Here is a 15,624-nt window from a genome sequence, read left to right on the forward strand (position 1 = left end):
GGCGGCTCGTCGTCGCCTCTTTCCTTTGCCGGCTCAATAGCCGTTATCGCAGGGCATGCTGCCGGGATCGATCAATCCGGAAAACGTAGGGTTGCACATTGTTGGAGCCGCCAGCCTGTTGACGGGCTGGTGACTGATCGCGCCAGTCGTGCCGGCTTCAACGCCGAAGGCGGCCCAGCGGATACCAATAGCCATCGGAATGGCGTCGGGTGCCGGCACGTTCCGTGGCAAAGCCCCAATAGCCGTGCCAGGTGCCGGCATGTGCCTTATATTGCACGTCTTTCACCTCCGAGACGATGGCCGGCCGAAGCGTGGGAAGGGGTGCAGCCTCAGCCGGAACGATCGCCGCCATGGCGACACGAGTGCCAAGGGCGCTGGTCAAAGGGATAGGACTGAATATCTTCATGATAAACCCTCCTTCATGGATTTACCCTGCGAAGATGCCTTTGCGACCGGCGGGGTTCCGCGACCACGCGCGATTTCCAAAACTCGTGATTGCAGGCGATCTGGCGTGACCTTCCCGCGAAAAATTGTGAAAAGTCGCAATCCGGCGAAGGGCGCCGGCAGCGCTGGCCAGGAAACACGAATTCTCTGTTCTCAATTCGCGTATAATGTGCGGTAGCCTTGGCCGGAGAGGCAGGCGACATATTGCCGATGGGCGGCGGCGCGAGCAATCGTTTCCGCTTCCAACGCATCGGCCTGCGCATATCCGGTCAGCTGCGCGCGCAGCTCATATTGGCGCTTCGCCTCGTCATACATGGCATTGCCGTCGGTCATGCAGAGGCCGTGTGCAACGGCCGGCGGATTGACCGGCACGCCGACGGCCAGCAGCACCGGGTGGTTGGCGTGATCGACGCAGCCGGAAAGAACCGCTATCATCGCCGCCGCGCCCAGAGCCCGAAAAATTCCCATCGCCATGCATTCCTCCGGCCGAAAGCGCGTCAAACATCATCACGCTCGCGAATACACCAGCAAGGTTGCGCGAAACTAGGCATGCCAACGGCAGGCAACTGCTCGACGAGCCCATGGTTTGATATTGCGGGCCCCTGAGGATTTCCTCACCAGAATCTATATAGCACTGCGGAATCCCGAAATTGGTTGCGACATTGAAATCATTGCCTCTTCCCACGCCCCGAGCGCTCACGAGGCGCGGCGAATTTCGGGATCCCGAAGCGGGGGAATTTCGGGATCCCGAAGTGGCGTTTTTTTCTTTCGGCCGACCCGCCCGCGTTTTTCGGCGGCAAGCTTGCGGTCGATCTCGGACCACTTCCGGCACCTTTCCGTCGTGCATCGCCTCCAATCATTCGTGGGCGGTGCGCCTTCATGGTCACCGACAAACGTCAGCGTGAAGAGGTTCGGATGCGCGACACCGCTGCCCGCCCGGCCGCGGCGAACTTTGACAAGGCCCTTATATTCCAGTTCGTCGAGGGCATCGGCCACATATTCGCCGGTGACGCCGTAGGAGACGAACTGCGGATGGGTCACGATAAGCCTGCCATTTGCCAGGGCGGCGTGCGCGGTGTGCTCGATGATGATCCGAAAGAAGGCGCGGCTGGCATTCGCGCTCAGTGACGTGAACGCCGGCGATTCCAGCAGCTGGATCGTCAACCACTGCCAGCGAAGGCTGCCGTCATCACTCCCGCTCGGCGGCGCTGTATGTTTGCGCACGAGGGACCGCGTCTTGCCTGCACTGGTGCGGCTCCTGTCACGAGGGCTGAATTCCGCCATCAGACCCTCGCCTCGGCGGCCAGCCCGTCCTTGCGGGAAACGCCGGAAGAACCCGTTTTTTCACGCCCGCGGAGGGAACGACCGGCCCAAGCGGCGACATCGCCAATCACAACAATATTCTTCGACATTCAACATTCCATGGTTGCAACGGCCGGCAATCTAGCGTTAGAACGTTTCATGAACTAGGAAAATAATCTTAGTCGTTTCGATGTCACCTGATCCCGTTAGACCGGCGATGGTAGTTGCACACGGTTGGAGGCCACGATGCGAAAGTTCGGCATGAGGGAGAAGGGCGCGATGATCTATGACCAGCGGCTGTTGGTACTGGTTTCAATCTTGCTGGGAAGCGCCGCCCAGACTTTTGCCTGCGATCAGCCGATCGTAATTTCCAACTGGTCGCTCTGTGCGACCGGCAATGTTAGTGCTGAGGGCGGCGACGCTGATTGGAAAGTCGTTCCTGCATGGACTCGCCAGAAAGCCATAAGCGCGTATTTCGGAAACGAGCCGCGGCTCTTGGCAAACCACGGCCTTTGCAACGAACAATTCCAGCGAGTCGTAACCTGCCTGCCGGGTTGGCAAATGGGCAATCCGGATAAGTGCTCTTATCTGATCTGCAGTGGCTATTACTCATCCGCGTTCGGGAAGAGAGAAAGGGAAGCCTTTGAGAGAGACTTCCCGACCGCTCAATAGTTTCGCTTCACTGCCTTGGGGCCGTCACTGGGGTTCCCGTGGCGGCAAGTTTGTTATCCGCACGTATTCCTGAACACGAGGCACTGGGTGAATCGGCTGCCGCCTTTCACTGCATCAGACCAATTCACCATGATTTCGCCTTCAAGCGTCATCACCTCTGACAAAGCTCTTCCCAGATCCCAGACAAGGGGGGAGAATTGTTCGCTGGTCAGATTGCCGGCCTGAACGACGAGGTAAGCCTTCGTCTTCATGCGTTTGCAGAATCGGCCGTATATTTCCTGCATTCTTTTCAGATAGACGTCATAGCCGTCATAATCCGGGTCCCCGTTATAGAGCGGGTTCCATTTGTGCCAATCGGGCATGTATGGCGGCGATGTGATGCAGAAATCCATCTCGGGAAAATCGAAAGCTGCCAGCTCTGCGCTATCACCGCAGACCAGATGATGCTTTGTCGCGATGCGTTGCTTGACCCATTCATATCTCTGCCGGTCGGCTTCTATCCCATAGGGGATCCTGCCGCTCTGCTCGCAGACAAAGAAAGTCGTTCCCAAGCCCACAAAGGGATCGAAGACGGCGTCTCCCGATTTTGTAAACCGATCAAGCAATGCCGACGCCAAAGCGCGGGGGGGAACCTGATTTCATCGCCGTTCTGAAAATCTGGCAAGGGAAATTGATGTCGGTTGGAGACCGTCAATAAGTCTGAGATTGTCACGACAAACTCCCTCCGCCCACATCGGTCACCGGGCACACCTCCTCCGCAGGGACCGGAAGAGCGCCAGCATCTGGTCGCGACCCGGCGGAGAGACGCCAGATGACGTTGCCGATTCAGGAGCCGTGCGGAATTTCAGATGATGAAAAGAAAATGGCGCACCCGAAGAGATTCGAACTCCTGACCCCCAGATTCGTAGTCTGGTGCTCTATCCAGCTGAGCTACGGGTGCGTGGCAGAAGCGGCGGTACCGCTTGCGTGGGCGATCCTCTAAAGGGTCCTTTCCGACAATGCAAGAGCATTTCTGAAAAAATCGCGCGTTTGCTTGTTTGCGGCCACGGCGGGTGAAATTCCCTCACTTCTCGCTGTGCGTCCGGTTGCGGTAATCGTCCAGCGAGACCGGGCGATCGGGGATTTCGATGCGGAACTGGGTGCCGACCGTTGGTTTTTCCACAAGCGCGATGGTGCCGCCATGGGCGAGCACCAGCTCGCGGGCAATGGTGAGGCCGAGACCGGTGCCGCCGGAACGGGCCGAACCGCGGAAGGCGGCAAAGAGGTTCTGGCGCGCCTTCAGCGGCATGCCGGGTCCGGTATCGTCCACGGTGATGCTGACGACGCTGCCGACGCGCTGGGCGGAGACGGTGATGCGCCTGACAGCGCCCGGGCCGCCCTCGCCCGGCGCAGTCAGCGCCTGCAGGGCGTTGCGGCAGAGGTTGTGAATGACCCGGAAGAGCTGTTCGCCATCGGCATCGACCTCGAGATCGGCAGCGAACTGCTCGATGAATTCGATGCCGCTTTGCGGGTCGATCGCCAGCATGTCCTTGACATCCTGGGTCAGCTCCAGCAGCCGGACATGGCGGCGGCGCGGGGCGGATTCGCTCGCCTTGCCGTAGGACAGCACCTCGGTGGTATAACCGACCGCCCGGTCGATGGTGCGCAACAGCTTCGGCGCGAAGCTCTTGACCATTGGATCATCGACATCGACCAGCCGGTCCGACATCAGCTGCGCGGAAGCCAGGATATTGCGCATGTCGTGATTGATCTTGGAAACGGCAAGCCCGAGCGCTGCCAGGTTCTTCTGCTGCTTCAGCGTCTTCTGCAGCTCCATCTGCATCGATGTGAGATTGCGGCCGGCCACCGCCAGCTCGTCGCGGCCGCCGTCGCCGATATAGATATGGGCGGGGTTTTCGGGATCGGAGGAGAACTGCTGCATGCTGCCGGTCAGCCGGCGGATCGGGCCGATAAGGAGGCGGTTGATCGCAAAGAAGATCAGCGTCGCCGTGAACAGCGAGATCAGCACCGACAGCAGCAGCACGTTGCGTGAATAGGCGAACATCGCCGTGCGTAACGGCCGGTCCTTCATCACCACCTCGACGCCGACCTTGGTTTCGCCGACAGGACCATAGACACGGATAATGCGGCTGCCGCCGAAGATCAGAGTGTCGAGCGCGTCGCGGATCGACGTCAGCGGCGGCACGTCGGTCAGATCATAGGATTCGTCGACCGACGCCGGCATGTCTGTTGTCGCCAGGAGCCGTGAGGTGCCTTCCTTCCGCAGCACGATCGCCTTGGTGCCGGTCGCCTCGAGCGTCTCCTTCTGAAGCGCCCGCGGCAGCTCGATCGGCTGCAGCCCATCGATGACGATGGCGGCGGCGGCGGCCGTGTTCAGCCTGTCCTGCAGCCAGCGCATGCGCATGCTGGCGACCGAGGGAAAGAAGATCAGGATTTCGGCGAGCATGATGAAGACGACGGTAAGCCAGAGCAGCTTGCCGGACAATCCGCCGAACATGCCGACAGACGGGCACCGTCCCTTGGCGGCCTCGCCGGCCGCCGGGATATCTGCCGAAGGATCATTGCCCTGGTTTCGAACCGGCATGTGAGTCTCGCCCGATCAGCGGCATGCAGCCGCCCTCATCGTTGGAGCCTTATATTAGACCAACAGCCTCCGCTTTCAAATCTTTGCGATCAGCGTCATGTCGCCACAAGAAACGTGCATCCGAGAGGAGGCAGGCGCCTCCCCGACCCCTCCCCACAGGGGGAGGGACTAACTTGCGGCGCCGCCCGCGCAGCAAATATCAGCCTTTCCGCGGATGAAACGACGAAGTGGGAAGCGCCGGTGCGGACGAGTTAAGCCCCTCCCCCTTGTGGGGAGGGGTTCGGGGCGGGGTCTTTGCTGGCACGGACCGGGCAGAAAAAACTAGCGCCGCCCGAAGGCGGCGCTCGAAGATGCGTGATCTGATAGAGATTAGAATTCTTCCCAGCTCTGTTCGGCAGGGGCGGCGCCGCCGCCGAAGGCGCGGGCGACCTTGGCGATCGCCCGGCGGGCGGGCGAGGCGACTGGCTGCCGGTGCGGCTCGTTGCGGACGAGCGCCACGGGTGCTGCCCCATCCGACAGCTTGAAGCGGGCGATGAGGTGCACCAGCCCGTTGGCTTCGGCCGAAAGCCTGTGGGTGGCGGCGGACGTTTCCTCCACCATCGCGGCATTCTGCTGCGTCACCTGATCCATCTGGTTGACGGCGGTGTTGACCTCCTTGAGGCCGGTCGACTGCTCGACAGCGGCGGTGGCGATCGAATGGATGTGATCGTTGATGGCGATGACGCGAGTGCCGATTTCAGAAAGCGCCTCGCCGGTCGCCTGGACGAGCTTGACGCCGACCTGCACCTCGTCGCCCGACTTGGTGATCAGCGCCTTGATGTCCTTGGCGGCCGTTGCCGAGCGCTGGGCAAGTTCCCGCACTTCCTGGGCGACCACGGCAAAACCCTTGCCGGCCTCACCGGCGCGCGCCGCTTCGACACCGGCATTCAGCGCCAGAAGATTGGTCTGGAAGGCGATCTCGTCGATGACGTTGATGATCTGGCTGATCTCGCGCGAGGCCTGCTCGATGCGGCCCATGGCCTCGACGGCATTGCGCACGACGACGCCGGAGCGGCCGGCATTTTCCTTGGCTTCGGACACCATGACGGTCGCTTCATGCGCCCGCTCGGTGGAATTCTGCACGACCGCGGTGATTTCGTCGAGCGCCGCGGAGGTCTGTTCGAGGGCGGCCGCCTGCTGTTCGGTGCGCTTCGACAGGTCATCGCTGGCATTGCGCAGCTCGGCGGTGTTGCCGTTCATCGCTTCCGTCGTCTCGCGCACTTCGCGCATCGTCGCCTGCAGGGTGACGAAGCTGTTGTTGACATTCTGCTGCAACTCGGCGAAGGCGCCCTGGAAGCTGCCGTTCATCGTCTGGGTGAGATCGCCTTCGGCAAGGCTTGCGATGACGCGGCGGGTCTCGCCGATGCCGGCATCGACGCTCGACAGCAGCGTGTTGATGTTGCCGGCGAACTGGTTGAGGTTCTCGTCCTGATAATCCTTGTCGATGCGGTGGCTGAAATCGCCTGCCGCAGCCGCGGCGACGACGACCGACATGCTGGACTGCAGATCGTCGCTCTTGGCGCGCATCGCGGCTTCCTGGGCGTTCAGGCGCTTGACGGCAAGGCCGTTCTCCTTGAAGACCGCGACCGCGGCGGCCATCTCTCCGATTTCGTCCTTGCGGCCGGCAAAGGGAACCTCGGCCTCGAAATTGCCGTCGGCGACCTCCTTGATCGCCTGGGTGACGCGCTTGATCGGACGGCTGAGATGGCTGGTGCCGATATAAAAGCCCATGCCGATGCCGACCGCGATGCCGATGCCGGTGATGCCGAGGACGAGCATCAAGACCCAGGAACGGAAGCTCTCGATCTCGTCAGTGACGGCCTGAAGCGCTGCCTTGTCGGTGGCGACCACTGCGTCGATCTCGGCCTGGAATGCCTTGCGGTTGGCGCGATTCGCCTCGTTGTTGCCCTGGGCGCTGGCGGCCTCGGGGCCGACCTCGGTGCCGAGGCGGGCCGTTTCCGTGCGGAAGGTGCGGAATTCGGCGGCGCGCGCGACCAGCTTGGCGAAACTCTCCTTTTCGGCCTCGGGTACGAGCGGCGCCCAGCCGGCGATGACCTTGTCGATTTCGTCGAGGCCGGCCATCAGGCCCTTGGCGAAGTTCGGCGTATCCTTGATCGACTTGGCCGCGTAAATACCGCGCGATTCCATGACGACGGCCGTGACGAAACGGTTGAGGCGTTCGCCGGCATAGGCGCGGGCGGCGGCGTGCTCGTACGCCGTGAGATTGCGGCTGTATTCATGCATGGCGGACAGTGCCGTTGCGCCGATCAGAAGCGCCACCGCGCCCATCACGCACACCAGCAGATTAATTTTCCCGCGGATCTTCAAATGCAATGCCTCCTAGCTACATCACAGCCTGGAAAGCAACTCCCCCAGCCGATGCGCTGAATATCGGCCAAATTGATTAAAGTTAGATTTCCAGTATTTACGATTATGCGCCGGAAATATTGCCGATCCAGCCATCCCATGCGGCTTCAAACTATTGAAAACTCAGGGAATCGAGCTGATCTGGGAGCGAAGTACAACTTCTCGGAGCGGCGCGTATTTATTAACACCACAATGCGAAAAGCGCAGTCGGCGCCGGCTGCGCAAGTGAAATTATCCGGTATAATTGACTTTGGCGGGCTTCATCCGTATAAGCCGCCGCACGTCCGGTCATTAAAGCCTTTCATGGCCCGCCCGTTCGAAAAACAACGCTCCTTGCATCATGCAAATTCAAGAAGGGCCGCACTCCGCGGTGTTTAAATAAATGAAGCGTACCTACCAACCATCCAAGCTTGTTCGCAAGCGTCGCCACGGCTTCCGTGCGCGCATGTCCACGAAGGGTGGCCGCAAGGTCATCGCTGCCCGCCGCGCGCAGGGCCGCAAGCGTCTTTCGGCTTAAGGCCGGGTTGCCCGAGAAGAGATGGCGGGCGAATTGACGACCAAAGAACAGAAATACACTGTCGGGCGGCTGAAAAGCCGCCCGCAGTTTCTTGCTGTCCGCGAAGGCGAAAAACGCCGCGGCGGCCTCTTCCTCCTCGAAGTTCTCGACCGGAGGGAACCCGACAGCCAAGCCCGCGTCGGTTTTACAGTCACCAAAAAACATGGCAACGCGGTCGAACGGAACCGCATGCGCCGCCGCCTGAAAGAGGCAGTGCGGCTTCATGCGGGGTTTGCAATGCAGCCCGGACACGACTATGTGGTTGTCGCGCGCAGGGACGTGCTTAAGGCGTCCTTCCAGGAATTGGCCGCGGAGCTGAGGCTTCGCGTGGAAACCAGGCCGAAACACCGGCGCTCCGGAGACGGGCGCCCCAGGAACGTATGATGGAAAACAACCGCAATTACTTCATTGCGATCGCCCTCTCGGTGCTGATCGTCCTCGGCTGGCAGTTTCTCTATATGAATCCGCGCATCGAGGCCCAGCGCAAGGCACAGGAAGCCCAGAAAGCGCAGCAGCAGACCGAGCAGGTGCAGCAGCCCGCAGGCGGCCAGGCTCCGGCCCAGACAAGCGGTTCGGCACCTTCCGGCCAGGCGGCCGCGACGGCGACGCTCGAGCAGGCGCTGGCTAAAACGCCGCGCGTTGCCATCGATACTCCTGCGCTTTCCGGCTCGATCAACCTTGCCGGCGCCCGCCTCGACGATCTGAAGCTCAAGGGCTATCACGAGACCGTCGACGACTCGAGCCCGATCATCACGTTGTTCAGCCCGGCGGAAACCAAGGACGGCTATTTCACCGAACTCGGCTATATCGGCAGCGACGCGACGGGCGCAGTTCCGGGTCCGACGACCCTCTGGACGGCACCTGAGGGCGCCAAGCTCACCGAAAAGACGCCGGTGACACTCTCCTACACCAATGATAAGGGCCTGACCTTTACCCGCACCATCTCCGTCGACGACCGCTATATGTTCAGCGTCACCGACAAGATCGAGAATGCCGGCCAGGCGCCCGCCTCGCTTTCCTCCTACGGCCGGGTCACGCGCTACAACAAGCCGACGACGCCGTCGGTCTACGTTCTCCATGAAGGCTTCATCGGCGTCATCGGCGATGACGGCCTTATCGAAACCAAATACAGCGCCGTCGAGGAGGAAGCCGTGCAGCCGGCCAAGTCCACCGGCGGCTGGCTCGGCATCACCGATAAATACTGGGCGGCGACGATCGTTCCGCCGCAGGCGTCGGCCTATGAAGCGCGCTTCTCGCATTTCGCCGACGGCCAGCCGCGCTATCAGGCCGACTACAAGGACGATGCCTTCACCGTCGCGCCGGGCCAATCGGTCGAGGTCAAGAACCTCGTCTTCGCTGGCGCCAAGGAAGTGCCCGTCATCGACGGCTACGAAGCGTCCTATTCGATCCCGAAGTTCGATCGCCTGATCGACTGGGGCTGGTTCTATTTCATCACCAAGCCGATGTTCAAGCTGATGGACTTCTTCTTCCGCTTCTTCGGCAATTTCGGCGTGGCGATCCTGTGCACGACCATCGTCGTCAAGCTGGTGTTCTTCCCGCTCGCCAGCAAGCAATATGCGTCGATGGCGAACATGAAGCGCGTCCAGCCGAAGATGGAAGAGCTGAAGACGAAATTCGGCGACGACCGCATGGGGCTGCAGCAGGCGATGATGCAGCTCTACAAGGAAGAGAAGATCAATCCGATCGCCGGCTGCTGGCCGGTGGCGCTGCAGATCCCGATCTTCTTCTCGCTTTACAAGGTGATCTACATCACCATCGAGATGCGGCATGCACCGTTCTTCGGCTGGATCCAGGACCTTTCGGCGCCGGATCCGACGACGATCTTCAATCTGTTCGGCCTGCTGCCCTTCGAAGCGCCGGCACTGCTGCATCTCGGCGTCTGGCCGCTGATCATGGGCATCACCATGTTCGTGCAGATGCGCATGAACCCGACGCCGCCCGATCCGACACAGGCGATGATCTTCAACTGGATGCCGCTGGTATTCACCTTCATGCTGGCGAGCTTCCCGGCCGGCCTCGTCATCTACTGGGCCTGGAACAACACGCTCTCGGTGCTGCAGCAGTCGGTGATCATGAGGCGCCATGGCGTCAGGATCGAACTCTTCGACAATCTCAAGGGCCTGTTCCGACGAAAACCGGCGCCATCGAAATGATGCTCTCAAGCCCCGCTCCGGCGGGGCTTTTCATTTCCGACCGGCCCGCGAAAGGCGACGCGGGCCGCCTGAAAGCTTGACATCCGTCCGTAAAACCACGAAGCCGACAGAAGACCGAACCCTAGGATTGCCGAGCCCGCATGCCCGAAACCGAAAAGCCGCTCTTCGGCCACCCCTGGATCTTCATCCGCGGTGTCCCGTCGCTCACCTTCTTGCCGCCGGAGGGGCCGTCGGAAGTGGCCTTTGCCGGCCGTTCGAATGTCGGCAAATCGTCGCTGATCAATGCGCTGGTCGGCCAGAAGGGCCTGGCGCGCACCTCGAACACGCCGGGGCGCACGCAGGAGCTCAACTATTTCGTCCCGGACGGCTATTCCGGCGAAGGCGGCGACCTGCCGCCGATGGCGATCGTCGACATGCCGGGTTATGGCTACGCGCAGGCGCCGAAGGAGCAGGTCGACAAGTGGACCAAACTTGTGTTCGATTACCTGCGCGGCCGCGCGACGCTGAAGCGCGTCTACGTGCTGATCGACAGCCGCCACGGCATCAAGAAGAATGACGAGGACGTGCTCACCCTGCTCGACAAGGCCGCCGTCTCCTATCAGCTGGTGCTGACCAAGACCGACAAGATCAAGGCGCCGGCCGTGCCGAAGCTGCTCTCCGAAACAGCCGAAAAGATCCGCAAGCGGCCGGCCGCCTATCCCTTCGTGCTGTCCACCTCGTCCGAGAAGGGCGACGGGCTCGACGATCTACGCCAGGCGATCGCCGAAACGGTCGGAATCGCAAACTGGAAATAATGGCCTGACCTCTGCTGGACTCACCAAAACAGCTAAAAGTTTATTTCGTGGTCAACCGGAAAACTAAAGGTTGACGATCCGGATTGGGTGACCTATTTAGCGCTTACCGAATTTTGCTTGCTGGCTTGGTTATCGCGCGATTAGCACCGCGGCCTGAACGAACTTCCTTTCAAAAATCGTTATCACCATCCGCATCGCCTTAACGCCTTGCGGTTTCTCAATATTGCATGAAAGGGTTCATCATGACCACTGGCACAGTTAAATGGTTCAACTCCACCAAGGGCTTCGGCTTCATTCAGCCGGACAACGGCGGCGTTGACGCCTTCGTTCATATCTCCGCCGTCGAGCGCGCCGGAATGCGCGAACTCGTCGAGGGCCAGAAGATCGGTTTCGATCTCGAGCGAGACCACAAGTCGGGCAAGATGTCCGCTTGCAATCTCCAGAATGTTTAAATCGGTATCTGCTTCCCGTTGACCACGGATGTACTGGCACTGCCGGAAGCACCGATTCATTCAAGGCCGGGCACTCTGCCTGGCCTTTATTGTTTTCGCTCGCAGTCGCGCCTTCAATATCGGAAAAGAAATGACAGAAACATACAGCAAATCCCGCCAGCGGGCAGAGATCGCCTTCGGCAACATCCAGTCCCAGTTTTCGCGAAGAATAAAGCGATGGTAGAGCTGGAATCCGACGCCCAGTCGCAACAGGCAAAGACGCTGCGGTTGCGGGAAGCACGGCTTGCGAAGCAACGCGACGATCGCGCCTCGGCGATGTCTGCTCTTCTTGCGAAACGCGCCAAAGCCTGCTGATCACGGGCAAAAGTTCGCGATCGAGCCCGATGCAGGTGGCCCGGAGACGTGGCATGCCGTTGCTGCGTCTAATATCTTCTCGTGCACGAACCGCGCCGCTTCGCCCTCTCCCGACGCCACTTTCAAAAGGAAGCATTCGCGGGTTCAACGGGGGCGTCGACAGGCACGGGCAGAGCCATGCTGACAGTTCACTCGTACCAAAGGACGCCGCAATGGCAGAGGATACGAAGGAACTTCAGTCGATCAATACGGCATGGCAGATAGCCATCCAGGAGATTTTGCGCATGGTTATCCGAGATATGTATCATGGCGGCGGCGAGGCGTCGTTCAAGTCCCATATCAAGCGCATAGAAGAGGCAGCCGTGAACAGTATTTACACGGATTTGCGGCTGCGCGGGACGGATGAATGGACCGAACTACTGGTCAAAGAAAGGGCCAGCAATTTTGTCACCACGCTGCTGACCTCATTCACCTATGACCGGGCGTAAGCCCGCGACTGACGCTGACGCATGACCTTGCGGCCAACAGAGGACCTGCCAACAGTCATGTCGACGTCGCGTTCACGACAGTTTCGAGATCCCCGACAGCCGCATTTGGAAACCGGTCGATTGGACCTGCGGCATCGATTGTGCTTGCGCCATCGCAGTTTTTGCAGCAACGCTTGATCTCATGCTGTTGGAAGAGCAGCGGCGTCCGCGAGAAATCATCCATGACTGACAGCAAAGACGAAGCCCTTTCGCCAGACGGCGTCGGCAACCTGCCCCATCTTGCCGAAGCCCTCGACGACGACCGGTTTCGACACTTTCTCGATCATGTTCCGTTTGCAGTGGCGGTCTCCGAGCTCGCCACCGTTGAGAAGCTAGTTTACGTCAACCTCGAATTCGAACGGCTGACAGGGCTGACCGCCACACAGGTGGAGGGAAAGCGCTGGTCGGACATCGAGGTGAATTGCACTGCAGTCTCCGGCGAGGCAACGCTTACAGCCGCTGTGACCACGGCGGAGGAATATATTGGCGCCTTCTCGCTGGTGGCAGAAGCCGAAAGCAATATGATTATCGACGTGTGGTCGAACACGATCGTCAACGATGATGACATCCCGCTTTTTCGTCTGGTCGCCTTTGCTGCCCGCAATGAGGTGACGGGGGACCAGAGCTTCGGCGAGCTGCTGGCCGAGAAGGATGTCCTTCTTCGAGAACTTCAGCATCGTGTGAAGAACAATCTGCAGATGATAACGGCGCTGATCCGAATGGAAGCGCGTAATGCTCAAAAGAACGAGGAGAGCGAGCGGTTTGCACGTCTTGCGGGTCGGATCGAAGCCTTGGCCCTGCTCTACCGTGCACTGTCGGACGAAGAGAAGGGCGCGACGATCGATCTCGGCAGCTATGTGAGCCAGATCGCCGCCTCGGTCATGGCCGCCCACGCTGTGGAAGGCATCCGGCTCGACATGAAGGTGGACACCTGGCCGGTTTCTGTGAACGTGGCGATGCCTGCCGGTCTCGTTATCAACGAGTTGCTGACCAATACATTCAAGCATGCCTTCGTAGGGCGGGATGGCGGAGAGATCACGCTGCGCTGTGTCGTCAGTGACACCGGATGCAGGATCACCGTCGCCGATAATGGGGTCGGTCTTCCTCAGGATGCAGCCTGGCCGAACCCCGGAAAACTGAGCGCCATGATCATCCAGTCCCTGAAGCAGAACGCGCACGCCGAGGTCGAAGTCAGCTCTTCCCCCGGCACCGGCATGAGTGTCTCGCTCGTTTTCCCAAGGATCGAAGCGGCCCAATAACCGTGTCAGTGGCGCCGGCGCCCCATTCACGGAAACGCTAGACGCCGGGCACCGTTCGCAGTTGGTTTGGGGCGCGCCCGAAGAGCGCGCCCTCTGCCGATACACACAGTTACATCTTCGGCAGCAACACCTTGTCAACGACGTGGATGACGCCGTTCGACTGTTTAACGTCGGCGATCGTCACATGCGCGACATCGCCGTTTTCGTCGGTCAGGGTGATCTTGCCCATATCTTCCCGGGCTTTGATCACGCAGCCGCCGACTGTTTTGATGTCGTGTTCGCCGCCATCCGCCTTGATCATCTTTGCGACGGTCTTGGCCATCGCTTCGGCAGCCACGACATGGCAGGTCAGGACCTTGGTCAGCGTCCCCCTGTTCTCCGGCTTCAACAGCGTCTCGACCGTACCTTTCGGCAGCGCCGCGAAAGCTTCATTGGTCGGCGCAAAGACGGTGAAGGGGCCTTTGCCCTCGAGTGTGCCGACGAGGCCGGCGGCCTTGACGGCAGCAACCAGCGTCGTGTGATCCTCGGAATTCATGGCGTTTTCGATGATGTTCTTGCTGTCGAACATCGCCGCGCCGCCAACGATCGGGTTCTTGGCGGCGGCAAAGGCGGCAGCGGAAAGGACGGCGGCGATCGCGAAACCGCGCACTAGGGACTTGATCATGATTTTCTCCTCACCGGACACCATCCGCGGGGCTTTATGCCCGAGCGTCGTCCGGATATGTCGAACTACGGAGGTCCGCGCCGAAGAGTTTCAGACAGGAGAAAATGATTTTGCGGCCGGCGCCTGTTTATGGCCGGTGCACCGTGCCGCTTGCAACGATCGGGCCGGTTGCCTGTCCGGTCGGCGAGCCGCCGAAGGGTTCGAGGCTGACGGCAAGCGTTGCGCCATCCGTGACATGGTTGCGCAGTTCGGCGGGAATGACGAGCTCACCGCTTTCACCGGGCTGGAAGACGCCGAGCGACCTCGGTAGGCCGCTGCCCGGCACGAGCCAAAGCTCCAGCGATTTCTCCTCCGGCTTGCCGGCAGCAACCGGCACGATCTTCAGCCGACCGCTCTGGATCTCGTAGGAGGCGCGGAGATTGACCGCGTTGTTTTCACCCGAAAGCTCGGCCACCAGTGGTGCCGGCCCCTCGGGCTGCGGCACAACGCCGGAGGCGAAGATGACGGCGCTGACGGCGACGACGATGCAGGCGAAGGCAAGCGAGCGCCAAAAAACCGCAGAATTCCACAGTCCTTGCGAGAAGGATGCGGGCTTGCCAGAATCGCCGAACAGCCGAGACTCGATCTGCTTGAAGGTTTCGCGGTTCGGCGCAACGCCGTCATATTCGTCGTTGAAGGCGGAGAGATTGGCTTCCCAACGGCTGACGATCGCCGCAAATGGGCGATCGTGGCGCATGCGCTCTTCCACCACCCGGCGATCCTGCAGCGACAGGACGCCTAACACGTACTCGCCGGCGAGAACTTCGTCTCGGGAGCGGTCTCCCTTGCTTTTGTCGGGCGATGTCATCGTTCCATGCACTCTCTCAGTTTCAAGAGGCTTCGCCTGAGCCAGGTCCGCATCGTGTTCAGCGGAACTCCGAACTGATCGGACAGTTCCTGATAGCTCAGCCCTTCGACATAAGCCCGTTTCACCGCGACCGCACGATCAGCTTCCAACTCTTCCATGCAGGTGTCAATCCGCCTTCCTTCATCCTTCGTCACTGTCTGCCTTTCCGGGTCGGGGGCGGAATCGGCAAGATCGTAAGCGCTATCGAGTTCGTCGGTGATGGGCTTGCGCGCGCGCAGCAGATCGATCGACCGGTTGCGGGCAATTGCCGAAAGCCACGCCGAGGATGAGCCCGAGGTCGCCTGGAAGCTGCGGGCGCGTTGCCAGATGCTGATATAGACGTCCTGCAGCGCTTCCTCGGCTTCCCCGCGGTCCTTCAAGATACGCAGGCAGATTGCCAAAAGTTTCGGTGCGGTCTGGTTGTAGAGGGCAGCGAATGCCGTGCGGTCGCCGAGCGCGACGCGGCCGATCAGGTCCTTGATCTCATCGCCTTGCATGCCGTTCCTCATATCGTGCTTGGGCCGTACGGCCGGGCCGAACTCTCGACCTT

17 protein-coding genes, 1 tRNA gene and 2 pseudogenes are annotated in these 15,624 nt (G+C 60.6%); 9 read left to right on the forward strand and 11 right to left on the reverse strand.

Annotated features, from left to right (window positions below; translation table 11 throughout):
- Positions 1-33: 33 nt before the first annotated feature.
- The 4 genes and pseudogenes from A7X77_RS01835 to A7X77_RS34180 all read right to left on the reverse strand — a co-directional run bounded on the left by A7X77_RS01835 (position 34) and on the right by A7X77_RS34180 (position 1,856).
- Positions 34-406 (reverse strand): annotated as a pseudogene (locus A7X77_RS01835) (cell surface protein).
- Between the two features lie 191 nt (positions 407-597).
- Entirely contained in the window at positions 598-918 is a 321-nt protein-coding gene (locus A7X77_RS01840) for a hypothetical protein (RefSeq protein WP_064681314.1), read from the reverse strand.
- Positions 919-1,140: 222 nt separating this feature from the next.
- Complete coding sequence (locus A7X77_RS01845; protein WP_064681315.1) at positions 1,141-1,728, reverse strand: hypothetical protein; 588 nt, start codon at positions 1,726-1,728, stop codon at positions 1,141-1,143.
- Positions 1,728-1,856 carry a hypothetical protein gene (locus A7X77_RS34180; RefSeq protein WP_280950303.1) on the reverse strand — a complete coding sequence of 43 codons (129 nt, stop codon included), beginning with the start codon at positions 1,854-1,856 and terminating at the stop codon, positions 1,728-1,730. Before A7X77_RS34180 ends, A7X77_RS01845 begins: the two co-directional genes overlap by 1 nt.
- A 136-nt stretch (positions 1,857-1,992) precedes the next feature.
- On the opposite strand from A7X77_RS34180, the gene A7X77_RS01850 reads away from it, so the two are divergent.
- Positions 1,993-2,418: a hypothetical protein gene (locus A7X77_RS01850; protein WP_064681316.1), complete on the forward strand. Its 426-nt coding sequence runs from the start codon at positions 1,993-1,995 to the stop codon at positions 2,416-2,418.
- Between the two features lie 53 nt (positions 2,419-2,471).
- Here A7X77_RS01850 and A7X77_RS01855 read toward each other — a convergent pair whose 3' ends face one another.
- The 4 genes from A7X77_RS01855 to A7X77_RS01870 form a co-directional block, all read right to left on the reverse strand.
- Entirely contained in the window at positions 2,472-3,023 is a 552-nt protein-coding gene (locus A7X77_RS01855) for a DNA methyltransferase (protein ID WP_245293696.1), read from the reverse strand.
- A 258-nt stretch (positions 3,024-3,281) separates the two neighbouring features.
- A tRNA-Arg gene (locus tag A7X77_RS01860) sits at positions 3,282-3,358 on the reverse strand.
- A 123-nt stretch (positions 3,359-3,481) separates the two neighbouring features.
- Positions 3,482-5,002 (reverse strand): ATP-binding protein, encoded by a 1,521-nt coding sequence (locus A7X77_RS01865; protein ID WP_064681317.1) that lies wholly within the window; start codon positions 5,000-5,002, stop codon positions 3,482-3,484.
- A 369-nt stretch (positions 5,003-5,371) separates the two neighbouring features.
- Positions 5,372-7,369 (reverse strand): methyl-accepting chemotaxis protein, encoded by a 1,998-nt coding sequence (locus A7X77_RS01870; RefSeq protein WP_064681318.1) that lies wholly within the window; start codon positions 7,367-7,369, stop codon positions 5,372-5,374.
- 421 nt (positions 7,370-7,790) lie between these two features.
- Here A7X77_RS01870 and rpmH point away from each other — a divergent pair, with 421 nt between their 5' ends.
- The 8 genes and pseudogenes from rpmH to A7X77_RS01910 all read left to right on the forward strand — a co-directional run bounded on the left by rpmH (position 7,791) and on the right by A7X77_RS01910 (position 13,524).
- Positions 7,791-7,925: a 50S ribosomal protein L34 gene (gene rpmH, locus A7X77_RS01875; RefSeq protein ID WP_008524438.1), complete on the forward strand. Its 135-nt coding sequence runs from the start codon at positions 7,791-7,793 to the stop codon at positions 7,923-7,925.
- Between the two features lie 21 nt (positions 7,926-7,946).
- Positions 7,947-8,348: a ribonuclease P protein component gene (rnpA, locus tag A7X77_RS01880; protein WP_064681319.1), complete on the forward strand. Its 402-nt coding sequence runs from the start codon at positions 7,947-7,949 to the stop codon at positions 8,346-8,348.
- Positions 8,348-10,138: a membrane protein insertase YidC gene (gene yidC / locus A7X77_RS01885; protein ID WP_064681320.1), complete on the forward strand. Its 1,791-nt coding sequence runs from the start codon at positions 8,348-8,350 to the stop codon at positions 10,136-10,138. Before rnpA ends, yidC begins: the two co-directional genes overlap by 1 nt.
- Before the next feature lie 140 nt (positions 10,139-10,278).
- Positions 10,279-10,932, forward strand: coding sequence for a ribosome biogenesis GTP-binding protein YihA/YsxC (gene yihA / locus A7X77_RS01890; RefSeq protein ID WP_064681321.1), 654 nt, complete (start codon positions 10,279-10,281; stop codon positions 10,930-10,932).
- Between the two features lie 242 nt (positions 10,933-11,174).
- Entirely contained in the window at positions 11,175-11,384 is a 210-nt protein-coding gene (locus A7X77_RS01895; RefSeq protein WP_064681322.1) for a cold-shock protein, read from the forward strand.
- A 130-nt stretch (positions 11,385-11,514) separates the two neighbouring features.
- Positions 11,515-11,738, forward strand: a pseudogene (locus A7X77_RS01900) (hypothetical protein).
- A gap of 212 nt (positions 11,739-11,950) precedes the next feature.
- A complete protein-coding gene (locus A7X77_RS01905) occupies positions 11,951-12,226 on the forward strand; it encodes a hypothetical protein (protein ID WP_064681323.1) in 276 nt (91 codons plus the stop codon).
- 221 nt (positions 12,227-12,447) lie between these two features.
- Entirely contained in the window at positions 12,448-13,524 is a 1,077-nt protein-coding gene (locus tag A7X77_RS01910; RefSeq protein ID WP_064681324.1) for a sensor histidine kinase, read from the forward strand.
- A gap of 109 nt (positions 13,525-13,633) precedes the next feature.
- Here A7X77_RS01910 and A7X77_RS01915 read toward each other — a convergent pair whose 3' ends face one another.
- The 3 genes from A7X77_RS01915 to A7X77_RS01925 all read right to left on the reverse strand — a co-directional run bounded on the left by A7X77_RS01915 (position 13,634) and on the right by A7X77_RS01925 (position 15,571).
- Entirely contained in the window at positions 13,634-14,188 is a 555-nt protein-coding gene (locus tag A7X77_RS01915) for a fasciclin domain-containing protein (RefSeq protein ID WP_064681325.1), read from the reverse strand.
- Between the two features lie 127 nt (positions 14,189-14,315).
- Positions 14,316-15,035 carry an anti-sigma factor gene (locus tag A7X77_RS01920; protein ID WP_064681326.1) on the reverse strand — a complete coding sequence of 240 codons (720 nt, stop codon included), beginning with the start codon at positions 15,033-15,035 and terminating at the stop codon, positions 14,316-14,318.
- On the reverse strand, positions 15,032-15,571 hold the full coding sequence (locus A7X77_RS01925) for a sigma-70 family RNA polymerase sigma factor (protein ID WP_064681327.1): 540 nt from the start codon (positions 15,569-15,571) through the stop codon (positions 15,032-15,034). Before A7X77_RS01925 ends, A7X77_RS01920 begins: the two co-directional genes overlap by 4 nt.
- Positions 15,572-15,624: the final 53 nt, after the last annotated feature.

It is taken from the genome of Rhizobium bangladeshense, assembly GCF_001662075.1.
Lineage (GTDB): Bacteria > Pseudomonadota > Alphaproteobacteria > Rhizobiales > Rhizobiaceae > Rhizobium > Rhizobium bangladeshense_B.